Raw genomic sequence first — 17715 nt, 5'->3', positions numbered from 1 at the left:
CAATGACAAATGCCCTGACTTTCGCTCTGCCGGGCGGGCTGGCGCTCGCCTGTGGCCTGCTGAGCGGCGGCAGTGCCGCCGCCAGTTTCCTCGACGACTCCAGCGCCACGCTGCAGGCCCGCAACTACTACTTCAGCCGCGACTACTCGGACATCGTCGGGCCGAACAGGCAATCCAAAGCCGAGGAGTGGGCCCAGGGCTTCATCCTCAATTTCGCCTCGGGCTATACGCCGGGGCCGGTCGGCTTCGGCGTCGACGCCATCGGCCTGCTCGGCCTGAAGCTCGACAGCAGCCCGGATCGCACCAACACCGGCCTGCTGCCGGTGGGCGACGATGGCCGCGCACCCGGCAACTACAGCCGCCTGGGCCTGGCCGCCAAGGCGCGGCTGTCGAACACCGAGCTGAAGTTCGGCGAACTGCAGCCCAATCTGCCGGTGCTCGCTTTCAGCGACATTCGCCTGCTGCCACCGAGCTTCCAGGGCACCGCGCTGACCTCCCGCGAGATCGACGGCCTGACGCTGCAGGCCGGCCACCTGACCTCGACGCACCTGCGCAACGAAGGCGGCGACGAGAAGATGATCGCCATGCTCAGCTACCAGCCGCAGCGGCAGGCGCAGAGCGATGCCTTCAACTACGCCGGCGGCGACTACGACTTCAACGCCGGCAGGACCCGTGTCAGTGCCTGGTACGGCCAACTCGAAGACATCTACCAGCAGCGCTTCCTCGGCCTGAAGCACAGCCAGCCCGTCGGCGGCGACTGGGTGCTGGGCGCCAACCTCGGCTTATACGATGCCAGCGAAAGCGGCGCGCACCTGCTGGGTAACATCGATAACCGCGCGTTCTTCTCGCTGTTATCCGCCAAGCACGGCGGCCATACCGTGTTCCTCGGTTACCAGGGGATGTACGGCGATAGCGCCTTCCCGCGGGTCTTCGCCAACATCGCGCCGCTGGGCAACGAGGTGCCGACCTACGAGTTCGCCTCCACCGACGAGCGTTCCTGGCAGGTGCGCTACGACTACGACTTCGCCGCCCTCGGCCTGCCCGGGCTGGTCAGCACCCTGCGCTACATCGACGGCGACAACGTCGATACCGGCAAGGGCTACGAAGGGCGGGACCGCGAGCGCGACATCGACCTCGGCTACACCGTGCAGAGCGGGCCGCTGGCGGGGCTCAACGTGCGCGTGCGCAATGCCATGGCGCGTTCGAACTACCGCACCGACGTCGACGAGAACCGGCTGGTATTCAACTACACCTGGACGCTGTTCTAGCGGTTGACCAACAACGGTCCGGCGGCCCGCCTGCACCTGCCCGATGCAGGCGGGCCGTGCACACGACAGCACCGCGTGCACCCCGCGTGACGCCATTCGAGCGGCTGCGCATTTCGCCTGTCGATGCAACCCGGCCCGGTGACGACTACAGTTTCCAGTCGAGGACGCCACTGGCGCGTGCGCCAGGCAACGGAAGTCCGCTCAGCGGCGAAGGGAATCCGAACCTTTGGCCAGAATGAAGATTCCCTCGCCGTGCATTCTTGCGAAAGCCCACTCCACTCGTCATCCCGAGCAGTCACCTCTGACGTTGGAGAACCGGCATGCCGAAGAAAATCATCATCTCCTTTGACGGGACCTGGAACACGCCGGACGCGAAGTCCGAGGTCAAGGGCAGTAAAAGCACCAACGTGTGGAAGCTACATGCCGCCATTCTTCCCACCGACAGCAACGGTACGACCCAGGACAAGTGGTACGACAAGGGCGTCGGCACGGCGTGGTACGACCGGCTGGCCGGCGGTGCGTTCGGCGTCGGGCTGTCGGAGAACATCCTCGATGGCTATCGACAGCTGGTCACGGCCTACGAGGCCGGCGACGAGGTCTACCTGTTCGGCTTCAGCCGTGGGGCCTACACGGCGCGCAGCCTGGTGGGGCTGATCCGCAACGCAGGGCTGCTCAAGCCCGAGCACATCGACCTGGCGAACGAGGCCTACAACCTCTATCGCACCCGCGACGAGGGCGCCGATTCCGAGCGCGCCAAGCTGTTCCGGGAGAGCTTTTCCCGCGTCATCTCCATCCACATGCTGGGCATCTGGGACACGGTGGGTGCCCTGGGCGTGCCGCTGGAGTCGTTCGACTGGTTCAACAAGTCCTACTACGAATTCCACGACACCGAACTCAGCTCCATCGTCCACAACGCCTTCCATGCGCTGGCCATCGACGAGTGGCGCAAGAACTACCAGTGCACGCTGTGGGACCCCAGGAGCAAGCCCAACCAGCGGGTGGAGCAGGTCTGGTTCGCCGGCGCCCACGCCAATGTCGGCGGCGGCTATGCCGACAACAGCCTGTCGGATATCGCCCTGGTGTGGATGATCAACAAGGCCATCGAGTGCGGCCTGGCGGTCGATACCCGCAAGACGCCGAGCCTGCCCACCACGGCGCAGCCGATCACCAACTCCTACAAGGCATTTCTCGGCGGCGCCTACAGCCAGTTCACCCAGCCGTACTACCGGGAGATCGGCGAAACCGCCTTCGGCCAGGAGTCCATCGACGCCAGCGTGGAAGAACGCCTCAAGCACGACGCCCAGTACAAGCCCAAGAACACCGTGGGCGGCCACCTCACTGGCAACTTCATCCCGCAGGGCAGGATCAGGTGAGGGCGCTGGAAAGAGCGGGGCAGTTCCTCAGCGCTTCACGCAGACGAACAGCGCATTGCCCGAGGTGCCGGCCCAGGGGGTGATGCGCTCGTAGTCGTGCTCGAAGGCGTGCACCTCGAAGAGCGGCTCCAGCAGTTGCCGCAGCTCGGCGAAGGTCAGCGCGACCATGGGGTGTTCGTCTTCCCAGGCCTGGGTTTCTCCGGCGGTGGTCTTCTCGATGCTCAGGCGCAGCGCCTGGCGCTCGCCCTCGCCGCTGTAGTACCAGCCCGAGCCGAAGGTGAACTGGCTGCCGTCGTGTTCCACGCCGTGGCGCACGAAGGAGCGGTTGTCGATCAGCCCCTTGTCGACGCTGTTGAAGCAGAACACGCCGCCCTGCGCCAGGGCGGCGTGCACGCTCGCCAGGCACGCCTGCAGTTGCTCCACGCCGGGGTTGTAGTGGATCGAGTAGAGGAAGCAGGTGATCAGGTCCAGCGGCTCGCCGACCTGGAAGCTCGCCATGTCCTGACGGCTGAAGTGCGCCTGCGGGCAGCGCTGCCGGGCGATGTCCAGCATCGGCTGGTTGATGTCCAGGCCGGCGCTCCGGTAGCCCGCGTCGAGGAAGTGGCGCACGTGCGGCCCGGTCCCGCAGGCCAGGTCCAGATGCCGGCGGCCCTGGTTGCCGAACAACTGGTGCAGGCGGCCCACGCAGTGGCTCTGCGCCGGGTAGTCGATATCGGCGCACATCAGGTCGTAGTAAGAGGACAGGTCGGTGTACAGCGCGTTGGAGGACATAGGCAGCCAGGGCAAGGGTTCGCCGAAGGTTTCGGCGCGGCATGGTACACCAGCCCGGCGTGCTTGCCGCTGAAATCGGACTGGCGTGCGGGGCGGGGCCGGGCTGGGCTCAGCACGGCCATTTTTTTCATTGGCGGCGAAGATATTTTTACTAATTTTCCTCGGCGACGCGCTGAAGCACCATGCGGCCCGATTCGAACAAAAGGTCCTTCGAGACGGCCAGCAGGAGTGCCCAGGTGCAAGCATTCAACCCGTGGCGGCGGTGTCGTGCCGCGTCGATCGTCATCGGCGAAACGCCCGACGCCGCGCCGGAATCCGCCGCGCGCGAGAACGCGCCGTCGGCGCAACGCCAGCCGGTGATGCCGCCCCGCCGAGCCTGCCCGCTCGCCGCGAACGACCCACGCTGAATCCCTTGCGCAGCGGCTGCCCGACGCCCAGCCCCGGCGCGAATCGCCGGGCACCCACCGCTGCGCAGGAAGCCTCGACCGGCATCACGCCGTTCCAGTCCAACGAGCGCCCGGCGCTCGCAGCCCCATGAGTCAGCCATGAAAAAAACAACAAGTGCTACCGATACCTCCTTGCCTGCCCATCAGCCCCACGGCTCGTCCTCACGGTCCTTCCGCAAGTCGCTGGGCATCCCGGCGCTGGTCCTGTTCGGCCTGGCCTACATGGTGCCGCTGGCGGTCTTCACCACCTACGGCCTGGTCACCCGCATGAGCCAGGGCCACCTGCCGGCGGCCTACCTGTTCACCCTCGCCGCCATGTTGCTGACCGCCTACAGCTACGGGCGCATGGTGCAGGCGCACCCGTATTCCGGTTCGGTCTACAGCTACACGCGCAAGACCTTCGGCGCGGCATTCGGCTTCCTTGCCGGCTGGACGCTGCTGCTGGACTACATCTTCCTGCCGCTCCTGAGCTACCTGCTGATCGGCATCTACATGGCCGACTACTTCCCGTCCGTGCCATTGTCGGTGTGGATCCTTGGCTCCATCGTGCTGGTGACGCTGCTCAACCTGGTCGGCATCGAATCCATCACGCGGGTCAACTGGGTGCTGATCGTCGCGCAGATGGTCTTCGTGGTGGTGTTCATCGCCCTGTCGCTGAGCCACCTGGGTGCCCAGCCTGCGCCGGCGCCGCTGGTCCAGCCGTTCTATGACGAGCACTTCAGCCTGCCGCTGGTGATGTCCGGCGCGGCGGTGCTGTGCCTGTCCTTCCTCGGTTTCGACGCCGTGTCGACCATGGCCGAGGAGACCCCGGAGCCGCGCCGGCAGATTCCCGCGGCGATCATGCTGGTGACCCTGATCGGCGGGGTGCTGTTCATCGTCGTGGCCTACTTCGGCCAACTGGTGTTCCCCGAATGGCAGGCCCTCTCCGATGCCGATTCCGCGGCGCTGGACGTGCTGCGCCGGATAGGCGGCGAGTGGCTGGTGACCTTCTTCACCGCCACCTACGTGGCCGGCTGCTTCGCCTCGGCGATGGTGTCGCAGGCCAGCGTGTCCCGCGTGCTGTTCGCCATGGGCCGCGATGGGGCGATTCCCCGGGTGTTCGGCAAGCTGGTGACGAAGAAGCGCGTGCCGGCCACGGCGATCCTGCTGATCAGCCTGCTGTCGCTGATCGCCCTGTTCGTCACCCTGGACACCGTCGCCAACATGATCAGCTTCGGCGCGCTGTTCGCCTTCTCCGCGGTGAACCTGGCGGTGGTCAAGCATTACCTGGTGGACCTGCGCCTCACCGGCAAGGGCAACTACCTGCGCTACGGCGCGCTGCCGGCGGTGGGCTTCCTCAGCACCATCTGGCTGTGGTCGAGCCTGTCGGGGATGTCCTTCCTGATCGGCTTCGGCTGGATGTGCCTGGGCTTCGTCTGCCTGCTCAGCGCGACGCGGATGTTCCAGGTGCCGCTGCCGGAACTGAACATGGCCGAGTGATCCGCGCCTGCGACGAGCACGGCGCACGGGCATAACCTGCGTCGATGCTCATAGGCAGAGAGCATTACTGCGCGGCGCCGCGTTGATGCATCCTGCCGGCCGCCCATGACCCAGGAAGCGGCCGGAGTCGCCATGCATGCATCGTCGTACTTTTCCCAGAGCTACGCCCAGGCGCGCCGCCTGTTCCTCGAGACCTGCGCGAGCGCCGGCCTGCGGGTGGAATCCCACGTCCACCCGCTGACCGGCCGCGACGGCGAGACGCTGGCGCTCGATGTCGCCCGCGAAGGCCCGCCGGACGCGCAGCGCCTGCTGATCGTCAGCAGCGCTTGCCACGGTGTGGAAGGTTTCTGCGGGTCGGCCGTGCAGAGCGCCTTGCTGGCCGATGCCCACTGGCGCGAGCACGCTCGGCGCAACGGCTGCGCGGTGCTCTACCTGCACGCCGCCAACCCTTACGGCTTCTCCTGGTGGCGGCGCTGGACCCAGGAGAACGTGGACCTCAACCGCAACTTCCGCGACTTCACCCAGGCAGCGCCGGCGAACCCGGGCTACGCACGCCTGCACGGGGTGCTGGCGCCGCGGCGCTGGCCCAATCCGCTGGGCCGCCTGCGCCTGTTGGCCTATGCGGCGCGCCATGGCCGCTGGGCGTTGCAGCAGGCGATCTCCTCCGGCCAGGCCAGCCATCCCGACGGCCTGTTCTTCTGCGGCACGCAGCCAACCTGGAGCAACCGCACCGTGCGCGAGGTGCTGCGCCAGCATGGCCGGCAATGCCGCGAAATCGCCTGGATCGACGTGCACACCGGCCTCGGCCCGTGCGGTTATGGCGAGTACATCTACTCGGGTGACCCGCGTCCGCACGCGCTGCGCCGTGCCCGCGCCTGGTGGGGCGATGAGGTGCGTTCCACGGAGGAGGGCAACAGCGTGTCGGTGAAGCTCAGCGGCAAGCTGGTGCATGCGGCGTTCGACGAATGCCCGCAGGCGCTGCTGATCTCCATGAGCCTGGAGTTCGGCACCGTGCCCGGCCCGCAGGTCCTCGAAGCCCTGCGCGCGGACCAATGGCTGCAGCGCACGGCGGATGTGCCGGCGCCCACGGTGCGGCGGATCAAGCAGCAGCTGCGCGATGCCTTCTACGTCGATACGGACGCCTGGAAGCAGGCGGTGCTGTCCCGTGCGCGAGACGCCGCCTGGCGCGCGGTGGAAGGGCTGGCCAGCGAGATCCCGGCGCAGCTGCGCTGACCCCGGCTCAGCCTTCGAGCTGCGTGCGCTGCTCCTCGAACCAGTCGAGCACCGCCTGGCAGGCCGGGTGGGCGGCGCCGCTGTCCCGCAGCCAGAGGGCATAGCGGCCTCCGGTTTTCAGTGCCTCGCCAAAGGGCACGATGAGGTCGCCGCGTTGCAGGGCGTCGTGGGCCAGCATGCGGTCGGTCATCGCCACGCCCAGTCCGCGGGCAGCGGCGTCCAGGGCGAGGTCGTCGAGGTTGAACAGCATGTGCTTGAACTGCGTCGGCGGCGGGGCGGCCTGGGCGCGCAGCCACTGCGGCCATTCCAGGCGGCCGGTGGAAGCGTGGATCAGCGCGTGGCGGGCGAGTTCCTCCAGGGAGCGTGGCGGCGCCTGGCCGTCTTCCAGGCGCGGGGCGCACACCGGGATCAGGTACTCGTCGTACAGCGGCGTCAGGGCGCGGCCCTGTGGGTCGCTGCCGCTGGGCAGGTAGAGCACGTAGGCGTCGCAGTCGCCGCCATCGTCCACCACGTCGCCGCCCACCGTCTCGATGGACAGGCACAGCTCCGGGTGCCGCGAGTAGAACGAACTCAGGCGCGGCAGCAGCCAGCGCACCGCCATCGAGACGAAGATGCGGATGCGGAACGGCCGATCCGCCGACGCCGGGGCCAGGCGCTCCTCCAGGCGCAGCAGCTGCTGGAGCATCCCGTCCGCCACCGCGTACACCTCGCGGCCGGCATCGGTCAGCGCCACCTTGCGGCTGGTGCGGTCGAACAGCGCCACGCGGTAGTACTCCTCCAGTTGCTGGATTTGCCGGCTGATGGCGCTCTGGGTCAGGTGCAGCTGCTGCGCGGCGGCGGTGAAGCTGCCGGCGTCGGCAACCTGCACCAGCGCTTGCAGCGCCTGCAGGGAGGGAACACGCAGCAGTTTGTCCATGACGACCCCGTTCGTGATCTATGCGTTTTGCGAATGCAAGGATGAAAAATGAGCGTTGGCGCGCCCTGCGCAACAGCCCGAAGATTGCGGGTATGACGCGCCGACGGGGCGATTCCCAGGATACGCCCGGCGCATGGAGTGTGAAGGAGTATCGGGTCATGAACAATCGCTGCGGCGGGATCGTCGCCTCCGGACTGCCCATGGGCACCCAACTGCGGCCGCGGGTGGCGAAACGCCAATGAGTCAGCCTACGGATTCGCGCCGCCACGCGCTGGTGGTGGGTGCCGGCGTGGTCGGCCTGGCCACCGCGCTGCAACTGCAACGCCACGACTTCCGCGTGACCCTGCTGGACCGCAACCCGCCGGGCCTGGCCACGTCGTTCGGCAATGCCTGCACCTTCGCCACCTACTCGGTGGAGCCGGTGGCGACCCCCGGCATCTGGCGCAAGGCGCCGGGCATGCTGCTGCGCCCGGACAGCCCGCTGGCGATCCGCCCGGGCTACCTGCCGCGCATCGCGCCCTGGCTGTGGCGGTTCCTCCTGGCCTCGCGGCGGGACCGCGTCGACGCCATCGGCCATCACCTCAACACCTTGCTGCGCCCCTGCCTGGACGCCTGGCAGGGGCTGTTCGACGCGGCCGGCGCCAACGACCTGATCCGCCATGACGGCTCGCTGTACATTTTCGAGCAACACGAGCGCGGCGACGCCCAGGCCATGGTGGATTACCACTGGCGTTTCGAGGTGCCGATCCGCTTCGTCGAAGGCGCCGAGCTGCGCGCGCTGGAACCGGCGCTCAACGCCCGCGCCAGCTGCGCCGTGGAGCTGCCCGGAGTCAGCCGCACGCTCGACCCCTATGCGCTGAGCCTGCGCCTGTTCGAGCGCTTCCTCGCCGTGGGCGGCGAGTTTCGCCGCAGCGAACTGCTGGGCCTGGAACCGGCCGGACAGGGCAGGGATGCGGTCAGCGCGCAACTGGCAAGCGGCGAGACGCTGGCCACCGACCGCGTGGCGCTGTGCACCGGCGCCTGGTCGCGCGCCCTCGTGGACCAGTTGGGCGATGCCGTGCCGCAGGACACCGAGCGCGGCTACCACGTGCTTTTCGGTCACGCCGGGCAGGTGCTCAACCGCCCGGTGTGCTGGGGCGCCGGCGGCTTCTACATGACGCCCATGGCGCAGGGCCTGCGCGTGGCCGGCACGGTGGAGTTCGCCGGGCTGGACGCATTGCCGAGCCCGGCGCGCTACCGCTACCTGACCCGTGGCGCACGGCGATTCCTGCGCCTGCAGCACGAGCCGGTCTCGCCGTGGATGGGCTTCCGCTCCTCGGTGCCCGACAGCATGCCGGTGCTCGGCCCGTCCCGGCGCCTGCCGCAGGTGTTCTACAACTTCGGCCACGGCCACGTGGGCCTGACCCTCGCGGCCATCACCGGCCGCCTGCTCGCCGAGCAGGCCAGCGGCACCGACACCTGCGTGCCGGTGACGCCGTTCCTCGCCCGCCGCTTCCGTGCGCGCTGAGCGCCCAACCACGACCGAAACAGGACCTCAAACATGCCCCAGCTGACTCTTGCCGCCCCTCGCAGCCATGCCATGCGCAGCGTCGGGCTGATGCTGCTGTCGATGTTCTGCTTCGCCGTGGTGGATGCGCTGGCCAAGGTGGTGGCGCTGAAGTACCCCGCCAACGAGGTGACCTTCTTCCGCATGGCCTTCGGCGTGCTGCCGGCGTTTCTCCTCTGCCTGCGCGGTCGCCCCCTGGCGCAGCGCTGGCGGCAGCTGGACGTGCGCGGCCAGAGCATCCGCGCGCTAACGCTGCTGGGTGCCTCGGCGCTGTTCTTCGCCGGGCTGCCCTACGTGGCGCTCAGCGAGGCGATCTCCATCGCCTATTCCGAGGCCCTGCTGGTGATCGTGCTGGCGCCGTTGTTGCTGGGCGAACGCCTGCTGCCGCGCAACGCGCTGGCGGCCGTGCTGGGGTTCGTCGGCGTGCTGATGGTGGTCAAGCCGGACAGTCCCGACGCCAGCCTGGTCGGCCCCACGCTGCTGCTGGCCAGCGCGTTCTTCGGCGCGCTGTCGATGATCCAGATTCGCCGCATCCGCGAGACCGACGATTCCACCACCACGGTGCTGTACTTCACCGTGGTCGGCACTCTGGTCACCGGTGCCACGCTGCCGTTCTCCTGGCAGACGCCGAGCCTGCCGGACCTCGGCTTCATGCTGGCCGTCGGGCTGCTCGCGACCCTCGGCCAGCTGCTGTTCACCATCGCCGTGCGCCGCGCCCATGCCGCCACGCTGGCGCCATACACCTACACCAGCATCATCTGGGCGAGCCTGTTCGGCTACGTGATCTGGGGCGAGGTGCTCGGCGTGCTGTCGCTGCTGGGCATCCTGCTGATCGTCGGCAGCGCCGTGGTGGTGGCGGTGCTGGAGCAGCCGGCAGAAGGGGCGGTGGTGTGATGGGTGAGGGCAAATCACCACGCGGGAGTTGTAGGAGTAGGTGTCTTTGTGCCGGTTCACTTCGTGCCAGCTTTTGCCCTCACCCTAACCCTCTCCCTGAGGGAGAGGGTTAGGGTGAGGGCAGGGCCGAGCGCTGGAGTATCACTGTAGGAGCGGACTTTGTCCGCGAGGCTTCCACCGTTCTGCGCACCCATCGAGGGCGGAATCGGCTCTGCAGCCAAGGCCCCGCCACGACTACCGGTCAGAATCCGGCCGGCGAGTCTGGTACCATGCCGCGCCGGTATGCCAGCTGACGCTGATCCGCCTGTCACCGGGCGACGCGCCGGCCTCTTTTTCCGTCTGCTGCAAACAGGCCGCATCGTCCGGAAAGCTCCCCTGCACGGCAGGGCAACACGCTTTCCGCAGGGGCGATGGGGACCTTCTGGAATCCCGATGCACGATCCGATCAAACTCAAGGACCACCAGCAGGAGTCGACGCTGGTCAACCGCCGCCTGATCGCCTGCGGCGCGCTGGTGGCCCTGATGAGCGTGACCCTGGTGGCGAGGATGTACTTCCTCCAGGTCACCGACTACGCGACCAACGCCACCGTCTCCGAGAACAACCGCATCCACGTGCTGCCGATCCCCCCGGAACGCGGGCTGATCTTCGACCGCAACGGCAAGGTGCTCGCCGAGAACCTGCCGAGCTTCAACCTCACCCTGACCCGCGAGCGCACCGGCAATTCCCAGGCGGTGCTCGACCAGGTCACGGAGATCCTCCACCTCAGTCCCGAGCAGCGCCTGCAGTGCGACAAGGCCCTGAAGAAGAGCCGCCATCCCTTCGAGCCGGTCACCCTGCTGCATGACCTGAGCGAAGAGCAGATCGCCCTCATCGAGGTCAACCGCTTCAAGCTGCCGGGGATCGACGTGGACGCCGAGTTCGTCCGCCACTACCCCTACGGCGAGCACTTCGCCCACTCGGTCGGTTTCGTCGGGCGGATCAACGAGCGCGAGGCCGCGCGCCTGGACAGCACCGAGTACCGCGGCACCGAGTACGTCGGCAAGACCGGCATCGAGCACTTCTACGAGCCGCAGCTGCACGGCCACGTGGGTTACGAGGAAGTCGAAACCAACGCCCAGGGCCGTGTCATGCGCGTGCTGAAGAAGGTACCGCCGGTGGCCGGCGAGAACATCGTGCTGGGCCTGGACGTGGACCTGCAGATCGCCGCCGAGAAGGCCCTGGGCGATCGCCGCGGCTCCGTGGTGGCGCTGGATCCGAACAGCGGCCAGGTGCTGGCGATGGTCAGCAACCCGAGCTTCGACCCGAACCTGTTCGTCAACGGCATCAGCTCGGCGCAGTACGCGCAGCTGCGCGACTCCATCGACCGGCCGCTGTTCAACCGGGCGCTGCGCGGGTTGTATTCGCCGGGCTCGACCATCAAGCCGGTGGTGGCCATCGCCGGGCTGGATACCGGCACCATCACGCCGTCCACGCGGGTCTTCGATCCGGGCTATTTCGAGCTGCCCAACTACGACCACAAGTACCGCAACTGGAACCACAGCGGCGACGGCTGGGTGGACCTGGACACGGCCATCAAGCGCTCCAACGACACCTACTTCTACGACGTCGCGCACAAGCTCGGCATCGACCGCATGCACGACTACCTGACGCGCTTCGGGCTGGGCAGCAAGGTCTCCATCGACATGGCCGAGGAAGCCCCCGGGCTGATGCCCTCGCGCGAATGGAAGCGCGCCACCCGGCGCCAGGCCTGGTTCCCCGGCGAGACGGTGATCCTCGGTATCGGCCAGGGCTACATGCAGGTGACGCCGCTGCAGCTCGCCGAAGCCACCTCGCTGATCGCCAGCAAGGGCGCCTGGCACCGCCCGCGCCTGGCGGAATCGGTGGGCGGCGCGGACGTCGTCGATAGCCACCCGATGCCCGACATCCGCCTGAGCAACCCCCGCGACTGGGACGCGGTGAACTACGGCATGCAACTGGTCATGCACGATCCGGGCGGCGGCGCGCGGGCCGCGGGGCAGGGCGCGCAGTACCGCATCGCCGGCAAGAGCGGCACCGCGCAGATCGTCGGCATCCGCCAGGGCGAGCGCTACGACCGCCTGAAGACCAAGGAGCGCCACCGCGACAACGCCCTGTTCGTCGGCTTCGCCCCGGCGGCCGAACCCTCCATCGTGGTTTCTGTGACCATCGAGAACGGCGAGGCCGGCGGCCGCGTCGCAGGCCCGGTGGTGCGCGAGATCATGGACGCGTGGCTGCTCGACGGGAACGGCAAGCTCAAGCCGCAGTACGCCGTGCCGGCCGACACGGCATCGGGCAAGCACGCCTGAGGCCGCCGCTCCCGGCCCGGCGTGCGGGCAGGGAGCGGTGTGGTCCGCTAGGGCTGGGCCACCGCCTCGGTGAGCGCCGCCCGCACCAGCACGTGCAACTCCCCGTCCGGATGTTCGTCGAGCCAGGCCTTCAGCTCGCGGCGCATGGCCGGGGTCCAGAAGTTATGCAGGTGCTGCTGCACGCCGTGGACCGCCAGGGCGTGGTCCGATTCGGTGGAGAAGTACTGGCCGATCTGGTTGGCCATCTTGATCAGGTTCTCGATGCTCATCGACGGACCTCGGCTTTCTCTTCGTGGCGGCGTTCCTTGAGCAGGCGCCGTTGTTCGTCGCTGAATGCCTGGTAGCGCTTCTGCCATTCCGACGGCTGGAACACGCGCACCACTTCCACCGCGGTGACCTTGTATTCCGGGCAGTTGGTGGCCCAGTCGGAATTGTCGGTGGTGATCACGTTGGCACCCGATTCGGGGAAGTGGAAGGTCGTGTAGACCACCCCCGGCGCCACGCGCTCGCTGACCTTGGCGCGCAGCACCGTCTGCCCGGCGCGGCTGCCGATGCCGACCCAGTCGCCCTCGCCGATGCCACGGCTTTCGGCGTCGCTGGGATGGATTTCCAGGCGGTCCTCTTCGTGCCAGGCGACGTTGTCGGTGCGCCGGGTCTGCGCGCCGACGTTGTACTGGCTGAGGATGCGCCCGGTGGTGAGCAGCAGCGGATAGCGCGCGTTGACCTTCTCCTCGGTGGGCACGTAGCCGGTGAGCATGAAGCGCCCCTTGCCGCGCACGAACTGCTCGATGTGCATGGTCGGCGTGCCGTCGGGCGCGGCATCGTTGCACGGCCATTGCAGGCTGCCGTGGCGGTCCAGCTCGGCGTAGCTGACGCGGGTGAAGCTCGGCGTGAGGCGGGCGATCTCGTCCATGATCTGCGACGGGTGGCTGTAGTTCATCGGGTAGCCCAGGGCGTTGGCCAGGGCCACGGTGGCCTCCCAGTCGGCCTTGCCGCCGAGGGGCTCCATCACCTTGCGCACGCGGGAGATGCGCCGCTCGGCGTTGGTGAAGGTGCCGTCCTTCTCGAGGAAGGAGCTGCCCGGCAGGAACACGTGGGCGAACTTGGCGGTTTCGTTGAGGAAGATGTCCTGCACCACCACGCACTCCATGGCGGACAGGGCGGCGGTGACGTGCTGGGTGTTGGGGTCGCTCTGGGCGATGTCCTCGCCCTGGCAGTACAGCGCCTTGAAGCTGCCGCCCAGCGCCGCTTCGAACATGTTGGGGATGCGCAGGCCGGGGTCGGGCTGCAGGGTCACGCCCCAGGCCTGTTCGAACTGGTGGCGCACGGTCTCGTTGGAGATGTGCCGGTAGCCGGGCAGTTCGTGGGGGAAGGAGCCCATGTCGCAGGAGCCCTGCACGTTGTTCTGCCCGCGCAGCGGGTTCACCCCGACACCTTCGCGGCCGACGTTGCCGGTGGCCATGGCGAGGTTGGCGATACCCATCACGGCGGTGCTGCCCTGGCTGTGTTCGGTGACACCCAGGCCGTAGTAGATCGCCGCGTTGCCGCCGGTAGCGTAGAGGCGCGCGGCGGCGCGGATCTCTTCGGCGGGCACGCCGCACACCGGGCCGAGCACTTCCGGGGCGTTCTCCGGCAGGCTGACGAAGTCGCGCCAGCGGGCGAAGTCGGCCGCTTCGCAGCGGGCGTCGACGAAGTCCTGCTTGACCAGGCCTTCGGTGACGATGACGTGGGCCAGCGCGTTGAGCATGGCGACGTTGGTGCCGGGGCGCAGTTGCAGGTGCAGCTCGGCGCGGGCGTGGGGCGAATCGACCAGGTCGATGCGCCGCGGGTCGATGACGATCAGCTGCGCGCCCTGGCGCAGGCGGCGCTTGAGCTGCGAGCCGAACACCGGGTGCGCGTCGGTGGGGTTGGCGCCGATCACCAGCACCACGTCGGACTGCATCACCGAGTCGAAGCTCTGGGTGCCGGCGGATTCGCCCAGGGTCTGCTTCAGGCCATAGCCGGTGGGCGAGTGGCAGACCCGCGCGCACGTATCGACGTTGTTGTTGCCGAACGCCGCGCGCACCAGTTTCTGCACCAGGTAGGTTTCCTCGTTGGTGCAGCGGCTGGAGGTGATGCCGCCGATGGAGTCGCGCCCGTACTGGAGCTGGATGCGGCGGAATTCGCTGGCGGCGTAGGAGACGGCCTCGTCCCAGCTGACCTCCTGCCAGGGGTCGCTGATGTGCTTGCGGATCATCGGCGTGGTGATGCGGTCCGGGTGGGTCGCATAACCCCAGGCGAAGCGGCCCTTGACGCAGGAGTGGCCGTGGTTGGCCTGGCCGTTCTTGTCCGGAACCATGCGCACCAGCTGGTTGCCCTTCATCTCCGCGCGGAAGGAGCAGCCCACGCCGCAGTAGGCGCAGGTGGTGATGACGGCGCGCTCCGGCTGGCCGATCTCGACCACGCTCTTTTCCATCAGCGTGGCGGTGGGGCAGGCCTGCACGCAGGCGCCGCAGGAGACGCATTCGGAGTCGAGGAAGTTGTCGCCGCCGGCCGCCGCCACGCGGGACTCGAAGCCGCGCCCGGCGATGGTCAGGGCGAAGGTGCCCTGGGTTTCCTCGCAGGCGCGCACGCAGCGGTTGCAGACGATGCACTTGCTCGGGTCGTAGTCGAAGTAGGGGTTGGAGACGTCCTTCGCATCGCTCAGGTGGTTGGCGCCGTCATAGCCGTAGCGCACCTCGCGCAGGCCGACCTGGCCGGCGACCGTCTGCAGCTCGCAATTGCCGTTGGCCGAGCAGGTCAGGCAGTCCAGCGGGTGGTCGGAGATGTACAGCTCCATGACGTTGCGGCGCAGGTCTGCCAGCTTCGAGGTCTGCGTGCGCACCACCATGCCTTCGCTGACCGGCGTGGTGCAGGAGGCCGGGTAGCCGCGCATGCCGTCGATTTCCACCAGGCACATGCGGCACGAACCGAAGGCCTCCAGGCTGTCGGTGGCGCAGAGTTTGGGAATGGTGGTGCCGAGCATCGCGGCGGCGCGCATCACCGAGGTACCGGCGGGCACGCTGATGGTACGGCCGTCGATGCTCAGGCTGACCTGCACGTCGCTGTCACGGGCGGGCGTGCCGAAGTCGATGTCGCTGCTGCCAGCGGACGTGGAGGGATCGAAATAGTTGATCACTGGTCGGCCTCCGAAGTCGCCAGACCGAAGTCGGCGGGGAAGTGCTTGAGGGCGCTGGCCACGGGGAAGGCGGTCATGCCGCCGAGGGCGCAGAGCGAGCCGTATTGCATCGTGTCGCAAAGGTCTGTCAGCAGCCGCGCCTGTTCTTCGCGGGCGCCGATATCGGTGGCGGCGATCAGCCGGTCCACCACCTCCACGCCGCGGGTCGAGCCGATGCGGCAGGGCGTGCACTTGCCACAGGATTCCTCGGCGCAGAACTGCAGGGCGAAACGCGCCATGCGCGCCATGTCCAGGCTGTCGTCGGCCACCACCACGCCGCCGTGGCCGAGCATGGCGCCGACGGCGGCGAAGGCTTCGTAGTCCAGCGGGGTGTCGAATTGCGACGGCGGCACCCAGGCGCCCAGCGGGCCGCCGACCTGTGCGGCCTTGAGGGGGCGGCCGCTGGCGGTGCCGCCGCCGTAGCTTTCCACCAGCTCGCGCAGGGTCAGGCCGAAGGCGCGTTCCACCAGCCCGCCATGGCGGACGTTGCCGGCCAGCTGGAAGGGCATGGTGCCCAGCGAGCGGCCCATGCCGAAGTCGCGATAGAACGGCGCACCCTTGGCCAGGATGACCGGCACCGACGCCAGGGTGAGTACGTTGTGCACCAGCGTCGGCTGGCCGAACAGGCCTTGCAGCGCCGGCAGTGGCGGCTTGGCGCGGACCACGCCGCGCTTGCCCTCCAGCGAATCCAGCAGGGCGGTTTCCTCGCCGCAGATGTAGGCACCCGCGCCGACCCGGACCTCCAGCTCGAAGGTGCGGCCGCTGCCGCAGAGGTCTTCACCGAGGTAGCCGGCGTCGCGGGCGATCTTCAGCGCCTGGTTGAGCACGGCAATGGCGTCGGGGTATTCCGAGCGCACATAGACGTAGCCCTGGGTGGCGCCGACGGCAAGGCCGGCGATGGCCATGCCTTCGATCAGCAGGAAGGGGTCGCCCTCCATCAGCATGCGGTCGGCGAAGGTGCCGGAATCGCCTTCGTCGGCATTGCACACCACGTATTTCTGCACCGCCCGGGCGTCGCGGACGGTGCGCCACTTGATGCCGGCGGGGAAGGCCGCGCCGCCGCGGCCGCGCAAGCCGGAGTCGAGCACCGCGGCAACGACCTCGGCGCCGTCCAGGCCGAGGGCGCGGGCGAGGCCGTCGAAGCCGCCATGGGCGCGGTAGTCGTCCAGCGACAGTGGCCGGGTGATGCCGGCGCGGGCGAACAGCAGGCGCTGCTGGGTCTTCAGGTAAGGGATGTCTTCCACCGGTCCCAGGGCCAGCGGATGGCTGGCGGGGTCGCCGGCAAGGGCGTCCAGCAGGGACGGCACCTCATCGACCGTCAGCGGGCCGAAGCCGAGCCGGCCGGTGTCGCTGTCCAGCTCCAGCAGCGGCTCCAGCCAATACAGGCCACGGGAACTGGTGCGGCGGATTTCCATGGGTAGCTGGCGGCGCTCGGCTTCCGCCACCAGGGCGTCGGTCACCTCGTCGGCGCCCACCGCGCAGGCGACCGAGTCGCAGGGGATGAACAGCTTCAGCATGCGGCGTCCTCCTGGCAAGCGTTCACCAGTTGGCGCAGGCGGTCGGCAGTGAGGCGGGCGTGCACGCGGCCGTCCAGTTCCAGCGCCGGCGAGCAGGCACAGGCGCCCAGGCAGTACACCGGGCGCAGGGTGATGCGGCCGTCGGCGCTGGTGCCGTGGTCGTCCAGGCCCAGTTGTTCGCGCAGTTGCGCGGCCAGGGCCTCGGCGCCACGGCTCTGGCACGACTCGGCGCGGCACAGGCGCAGCGTATGGCGGGCCGGGGGCGCGGTGCGGAAGTCGTGGTAGAAGCTGATCACCCCGCGCACCTCGGCGACGCTGAGGTTCAGGGCATGGGCGATGTCCGGCAGGGCGTCGTCGGGGATGTAGCCGACGCCGTCCTGGATGGCGTGCAGCACCGGCAGCAGGGCGCCGGGCGTGGCCTTGAGACGTTCCAGAATATCGTGGATCAGGGGCAGGTGAAGCGAATCATCAGGCATGCAGCGCACCTCGACATCGCGGGCGCCACCCTGGGCGGCGTCCCGGAATCCTTCGGCGGCGGCGTCCCGGCCACGTCACGGCTGGCGTGGCGGTTCGGAGCGCCATCGTTCTTATTGTTGCCGTCCGGCCAGGCATCTGCGCGCGCCTGGTCCTCGACAGGAGGAAAGATTGCCACCCCCACCGATTAGGGATAGCACTCGAACGACCCTTCGCGTCCTGAAACCGACAGAGGACCGCAACGGCCACCTTGGCCGCTCAAAGCCCCCTTGTTGGC

At 68.4% G+C, this 17715-nt stretch carries 14 protein-coding genes; 8 read left to right on the top strand and 6 right to left on the bottom strand.

Annotated features, from left to right (window positions below):
* Positions 1-2: 2 nt before the first annotated feature.
* Positions 3-1268, top strand: a complete 1266-nt coding sequence (locus tag N0B71_RS24795) for an OprD family porin (RefSeq protein WP_442964631.1) — start codon at positions 3-5, stop codon at positions 1266-1268.
* 320 nt (positions 1269-1588) lie between these two features.
* Positions 1589-2641, top strand: coding sequence for a DUF2235 domain-containing protein (locus N0B71_RS24790; protein WP_259755553.1), 1053 nt, complete (start codon positions 1589-1591; stop codon positions 2639-2641).
* Between the two features lie 27 nt (positions 2642-2668).
* Here N0B71_RS24790 and N0B71_RS24785 read toward each other — a convergent pair whose 3' ends face one another.
* Complete coding sequence (locus N0B71_RS24785; RefSeq protein ID WP_259759673.1) at positions 2669-3412, bottom strand: class I SAM-dependent DNA methyltransferase; 744 nt, start codon at positions 3410-3412, stop codon at positions 2669-2671.
* Between the two features lie 236 nt (positions 3413-3648).
* On the opposite strand from N0B71_RS24785, the gene N0B71_RS24780 reads away from it, so the two are divergent.
* The 3 genes from N0B71_RS24780 to N0B71_RS24770 all read left to right on the top strand — a co-directional run bounded on the left by N0B71_RS24780 (position 3649) and on the right by N0B71_RS24770 (position 6570).
* Positions 3649-3819 (top strand): hypothetical protein, encoded by a 171-nt coding sequence (locus N0B71_RS24780; RefSeq protein WP_259755552.1) that lies wholly within the window; start codon positions 3649-3651, stop codon positions 3817-3819.
* A 138-nt stretch (positions 3820-3957) separates the two neighbouring features.
* The gene (locus N0B71_RS24775; protein ID WP_259755551.1) at positions 3958-5337 is read left to right on the top strand and encodes an APC family permease; all 1380 of its coding nucleotides are present in this window, start codon (positions 3958-3960) and stop codon (positions 5335-5337) included.
* A 132-nt stretch (positions 5338-5469) separates the two neighbouring features.
* A complete protein-coding gene (locus tag N0B71_RS24770) occupies positions 5470-6570 on the top strand; it encodes a M14 family metallopeptidase (RefSeq protein WP_259755550.1) in 1101 nt (366 codons plus the stop codon).
* Positions 6571-6577: 7 nt separating this feature from the next.
* On the opposite strand, the gene N0B71_RS24765 is transcribed toward N0B71_RS24770, so the two are convergent.
* The gene (locus N0B71_RS24765) at positions 6578-7486 is read right to left on the bottom strand and encodes a LysR substrate-binding domain-containing protein (protein ID WP_259755548.1); all 909 of its coding nucleotides are present in this window, start codon (positions 7484-7486) and stop codon (positions 6578-6580) included.
* Positions 7487-7724: 238 nt separating this feature from the next.
* Here N0B71_RS24765 and N0B71_RS24760 point away from each other — a divergent pair, with 238 nt between their 5' ends.
* The 3 genes from N0B71_RS24760 to mrdA all read left to right on the top strand — a co-directional run bounded on the left by N0B71_RS24760 (position 7725) and on the right by mrdA (position 12251).
* On the top strand, positions 7725-8993 hold the full coding sequence (locus N0B71_RS24760; RefSeq protein WP_259755546.1) for an NAD(P)/FAD-dependent oxidoreductase: 1269 nt from the start codon (positions 7725-7727) through the stop codon (positions 8991-8993).
* Between the two features lie 33 nt (positions 8994-9026).
* Entirely contained in the window at positions 9027-9926 is a 900-nt protein-coding gene (locus N0B71_RS24755) for a DMT family transporter (protein ID WP_259755545.1), read from the top strand.
* 432 nt (positions 9927-10358) lie between these two features.
* Positions 10359-12251, top strand: coding sequence for a penicillin-binding protein 2 (gene mrdA / locus N0B71_RS24750; protein WP_259755543.1), 1893 nt, complete (start codon positions 10359-10361; stop codon positions 12249-12251).
* Between the two features lie 47 nt (positions 12252-12298).
* Here mrdA and N0B71_RS24745 read toward each other — a convergent pair whose 3' ends face one another.
* The 4 genes from N0B71_RS24745 to N0B71_RS24730 are packed head-to-tail and all read right to left on the bottom strand — an operon-like array spanning position 12299 to position 17440.
* Positions 12299-12520 carry a formate dehydrogenase subunit delta gene (locus N0B71_RS24745; RefSeq protein WP_259755542.1) on the bottom strand — a complete coding sequence of 74 codons (222 nt, stop codon included), beginning with the start codon at positions 12518-12520 and terminating at the stop codon, positions 12299-12301.
* Positions 12517-15408 (bottom strand): formate dehydrogenase subunit alpha, encoded by a 2892-nt coding sequence (fdhF, locus tag N0B71_RS24740; protein ID WP_259755541.1) that lies wholly within the window; start codon positions 15406-15408, stop codon positions 12517-12519. The genes N0B71_RS24745 and fdhF overlap by 4 nt, the downstream gene beginning before the upstream one ends.
* The gene (locus N0B71_RS24735) at positions 15405-16964 is read right to left on the bottom strand and encodes a formate dehydrogenase beta subunit (RefSeq protein ID WP_259755540.1); all 1560 of its coding nucleotides are present in this window, start codon (positions 16962-16964) and stop codon (positions 15405-15407) included. Before N0B71_RS24735 ends, fdhF begins: the two co-directional genes overlap by 4 nt.
* Positions 16958-17440, bottom strand: coding sequence for a formate dehydrogenase subunit gamma (locus tag N0B71_RS24730; RefSeq protein WP_259755539.1), 483 nt, complete (start codon positions 17438-17440; stop codon positions 16958-16960). Before N0B71_RS24730 ends, N0B71_RS24735 begins: the two co-directional genes overlap by 7 nt.
* Positions 17441-17715 lie beyond the last annotated feature (275 nt).

The sequence above is a fragment of the Pseudomonas sp. GCEP-101 genome (assembly GCF_025133575.1).
Lineage (GTDB): Bacteria > Pseudomonadota > Gammaproteobacteria > Pseudomonadales > Pseudomonadaceae > Pseudomonas > Pseudomonas nitroreducens_B.
The sequence above is the reverse complement of the archived record's forward strand: the minus strand, read 5'-3'. Positions and strand labels throughout refer to the sequence as shown.

What these genes read in the sequence shown, in the direction of transcription:
- N0B71_RS24795 (WP_442964631.1), top strand. Translation starts at nt 3, where the DNA reads ATGACAAATGCCCTGACTTTCGCTCTGCCGGGCGGGCTGGCGCTCGCC.
- N0B71_RS24765 (WP_259755548.1), bottom strand. Translation starts at nt 7,486, where the DNA reads ATGGACAAACTGCTGCGTGTTCCCTCCCTGCAGGCGCTGCAAGCGCTG.
- N0B71_RS24755 (WP_259755545.1), top strand. Translation starts at nt 9,027, where the DNA reads ATGCCCCAGCTGACTCTTGCCGCCCCTCGCAGCCATGCCATGCGCAGC.
- N0B71_RS24760 (WP_259755546.1), top strand. Translation starts at nt 7,725, where the DNA reads ATGAGTCAGCCTACGGATTCGCGCCGCCACGCGCTGGTGGTGGGTGCC.
- N0B71_RS24730 (WP_259755539.1), bottom strand. Translation starts at nt 17,440, where the DNA reads ATGCCTGATGATTCGCTTCACCTGCCCCTGATCCACGATATTCTGGAA.
- N0B71_RS24785 (WP_259759673.1), bottom strand. Translation starts at nt 3,412, where the DNA reads ATGTCCTCCAACGCGCTGTACACCGACCTGTCCTCTTACTACGACCTG.
- N0B71_RS24790 (WP_259755553.1), top strand. Translation starts at nt 1,589, where the DNA reads ATGCCGAAGAAAATCATCATCTCCTTTGACGGGACCTGGAACACGCCG.
- N0B71_RS24735 (WP_259755540.1), bottom strand. Translation starts at nt 16,964, where the DNA reads ATGCTGAAGCTGTTCATCCCCTGCGACTCGGTCGCCTGCGCGGTGGGC.
- N0B71_RS24775 (WP_259755551.1), top strand. Translation starts at nt 3,958, where the DNA reads ATGAAAAAAACAACAAGTGCTACCGATACCTCCTTGCCTGCCCATCAG.
- N0B71_RS24745 (WP_259755542.1), bottom strand. Translation starts at nt 12,520, where the DNA reads ATGAGCATCGAGAACCTGATCAAGATGGCCAACCAGATCGGCCAGTAC.
- N0B71_RS24770 (WP_259755550.1), top strand. Translation starts at nt 5,470, where the DNA reads ATGCATGCATCGTCGTACTTTTCCCAGAGCTACGCCCAGGCGCGCCGC.
- mrdA (WP_259755543.1), top strand. Translation starts at nt 10,359, where the DNA reads ATGCACGATCCGATCAAACTCAAGGACCACCAGCAGGAGTCGACGCTG.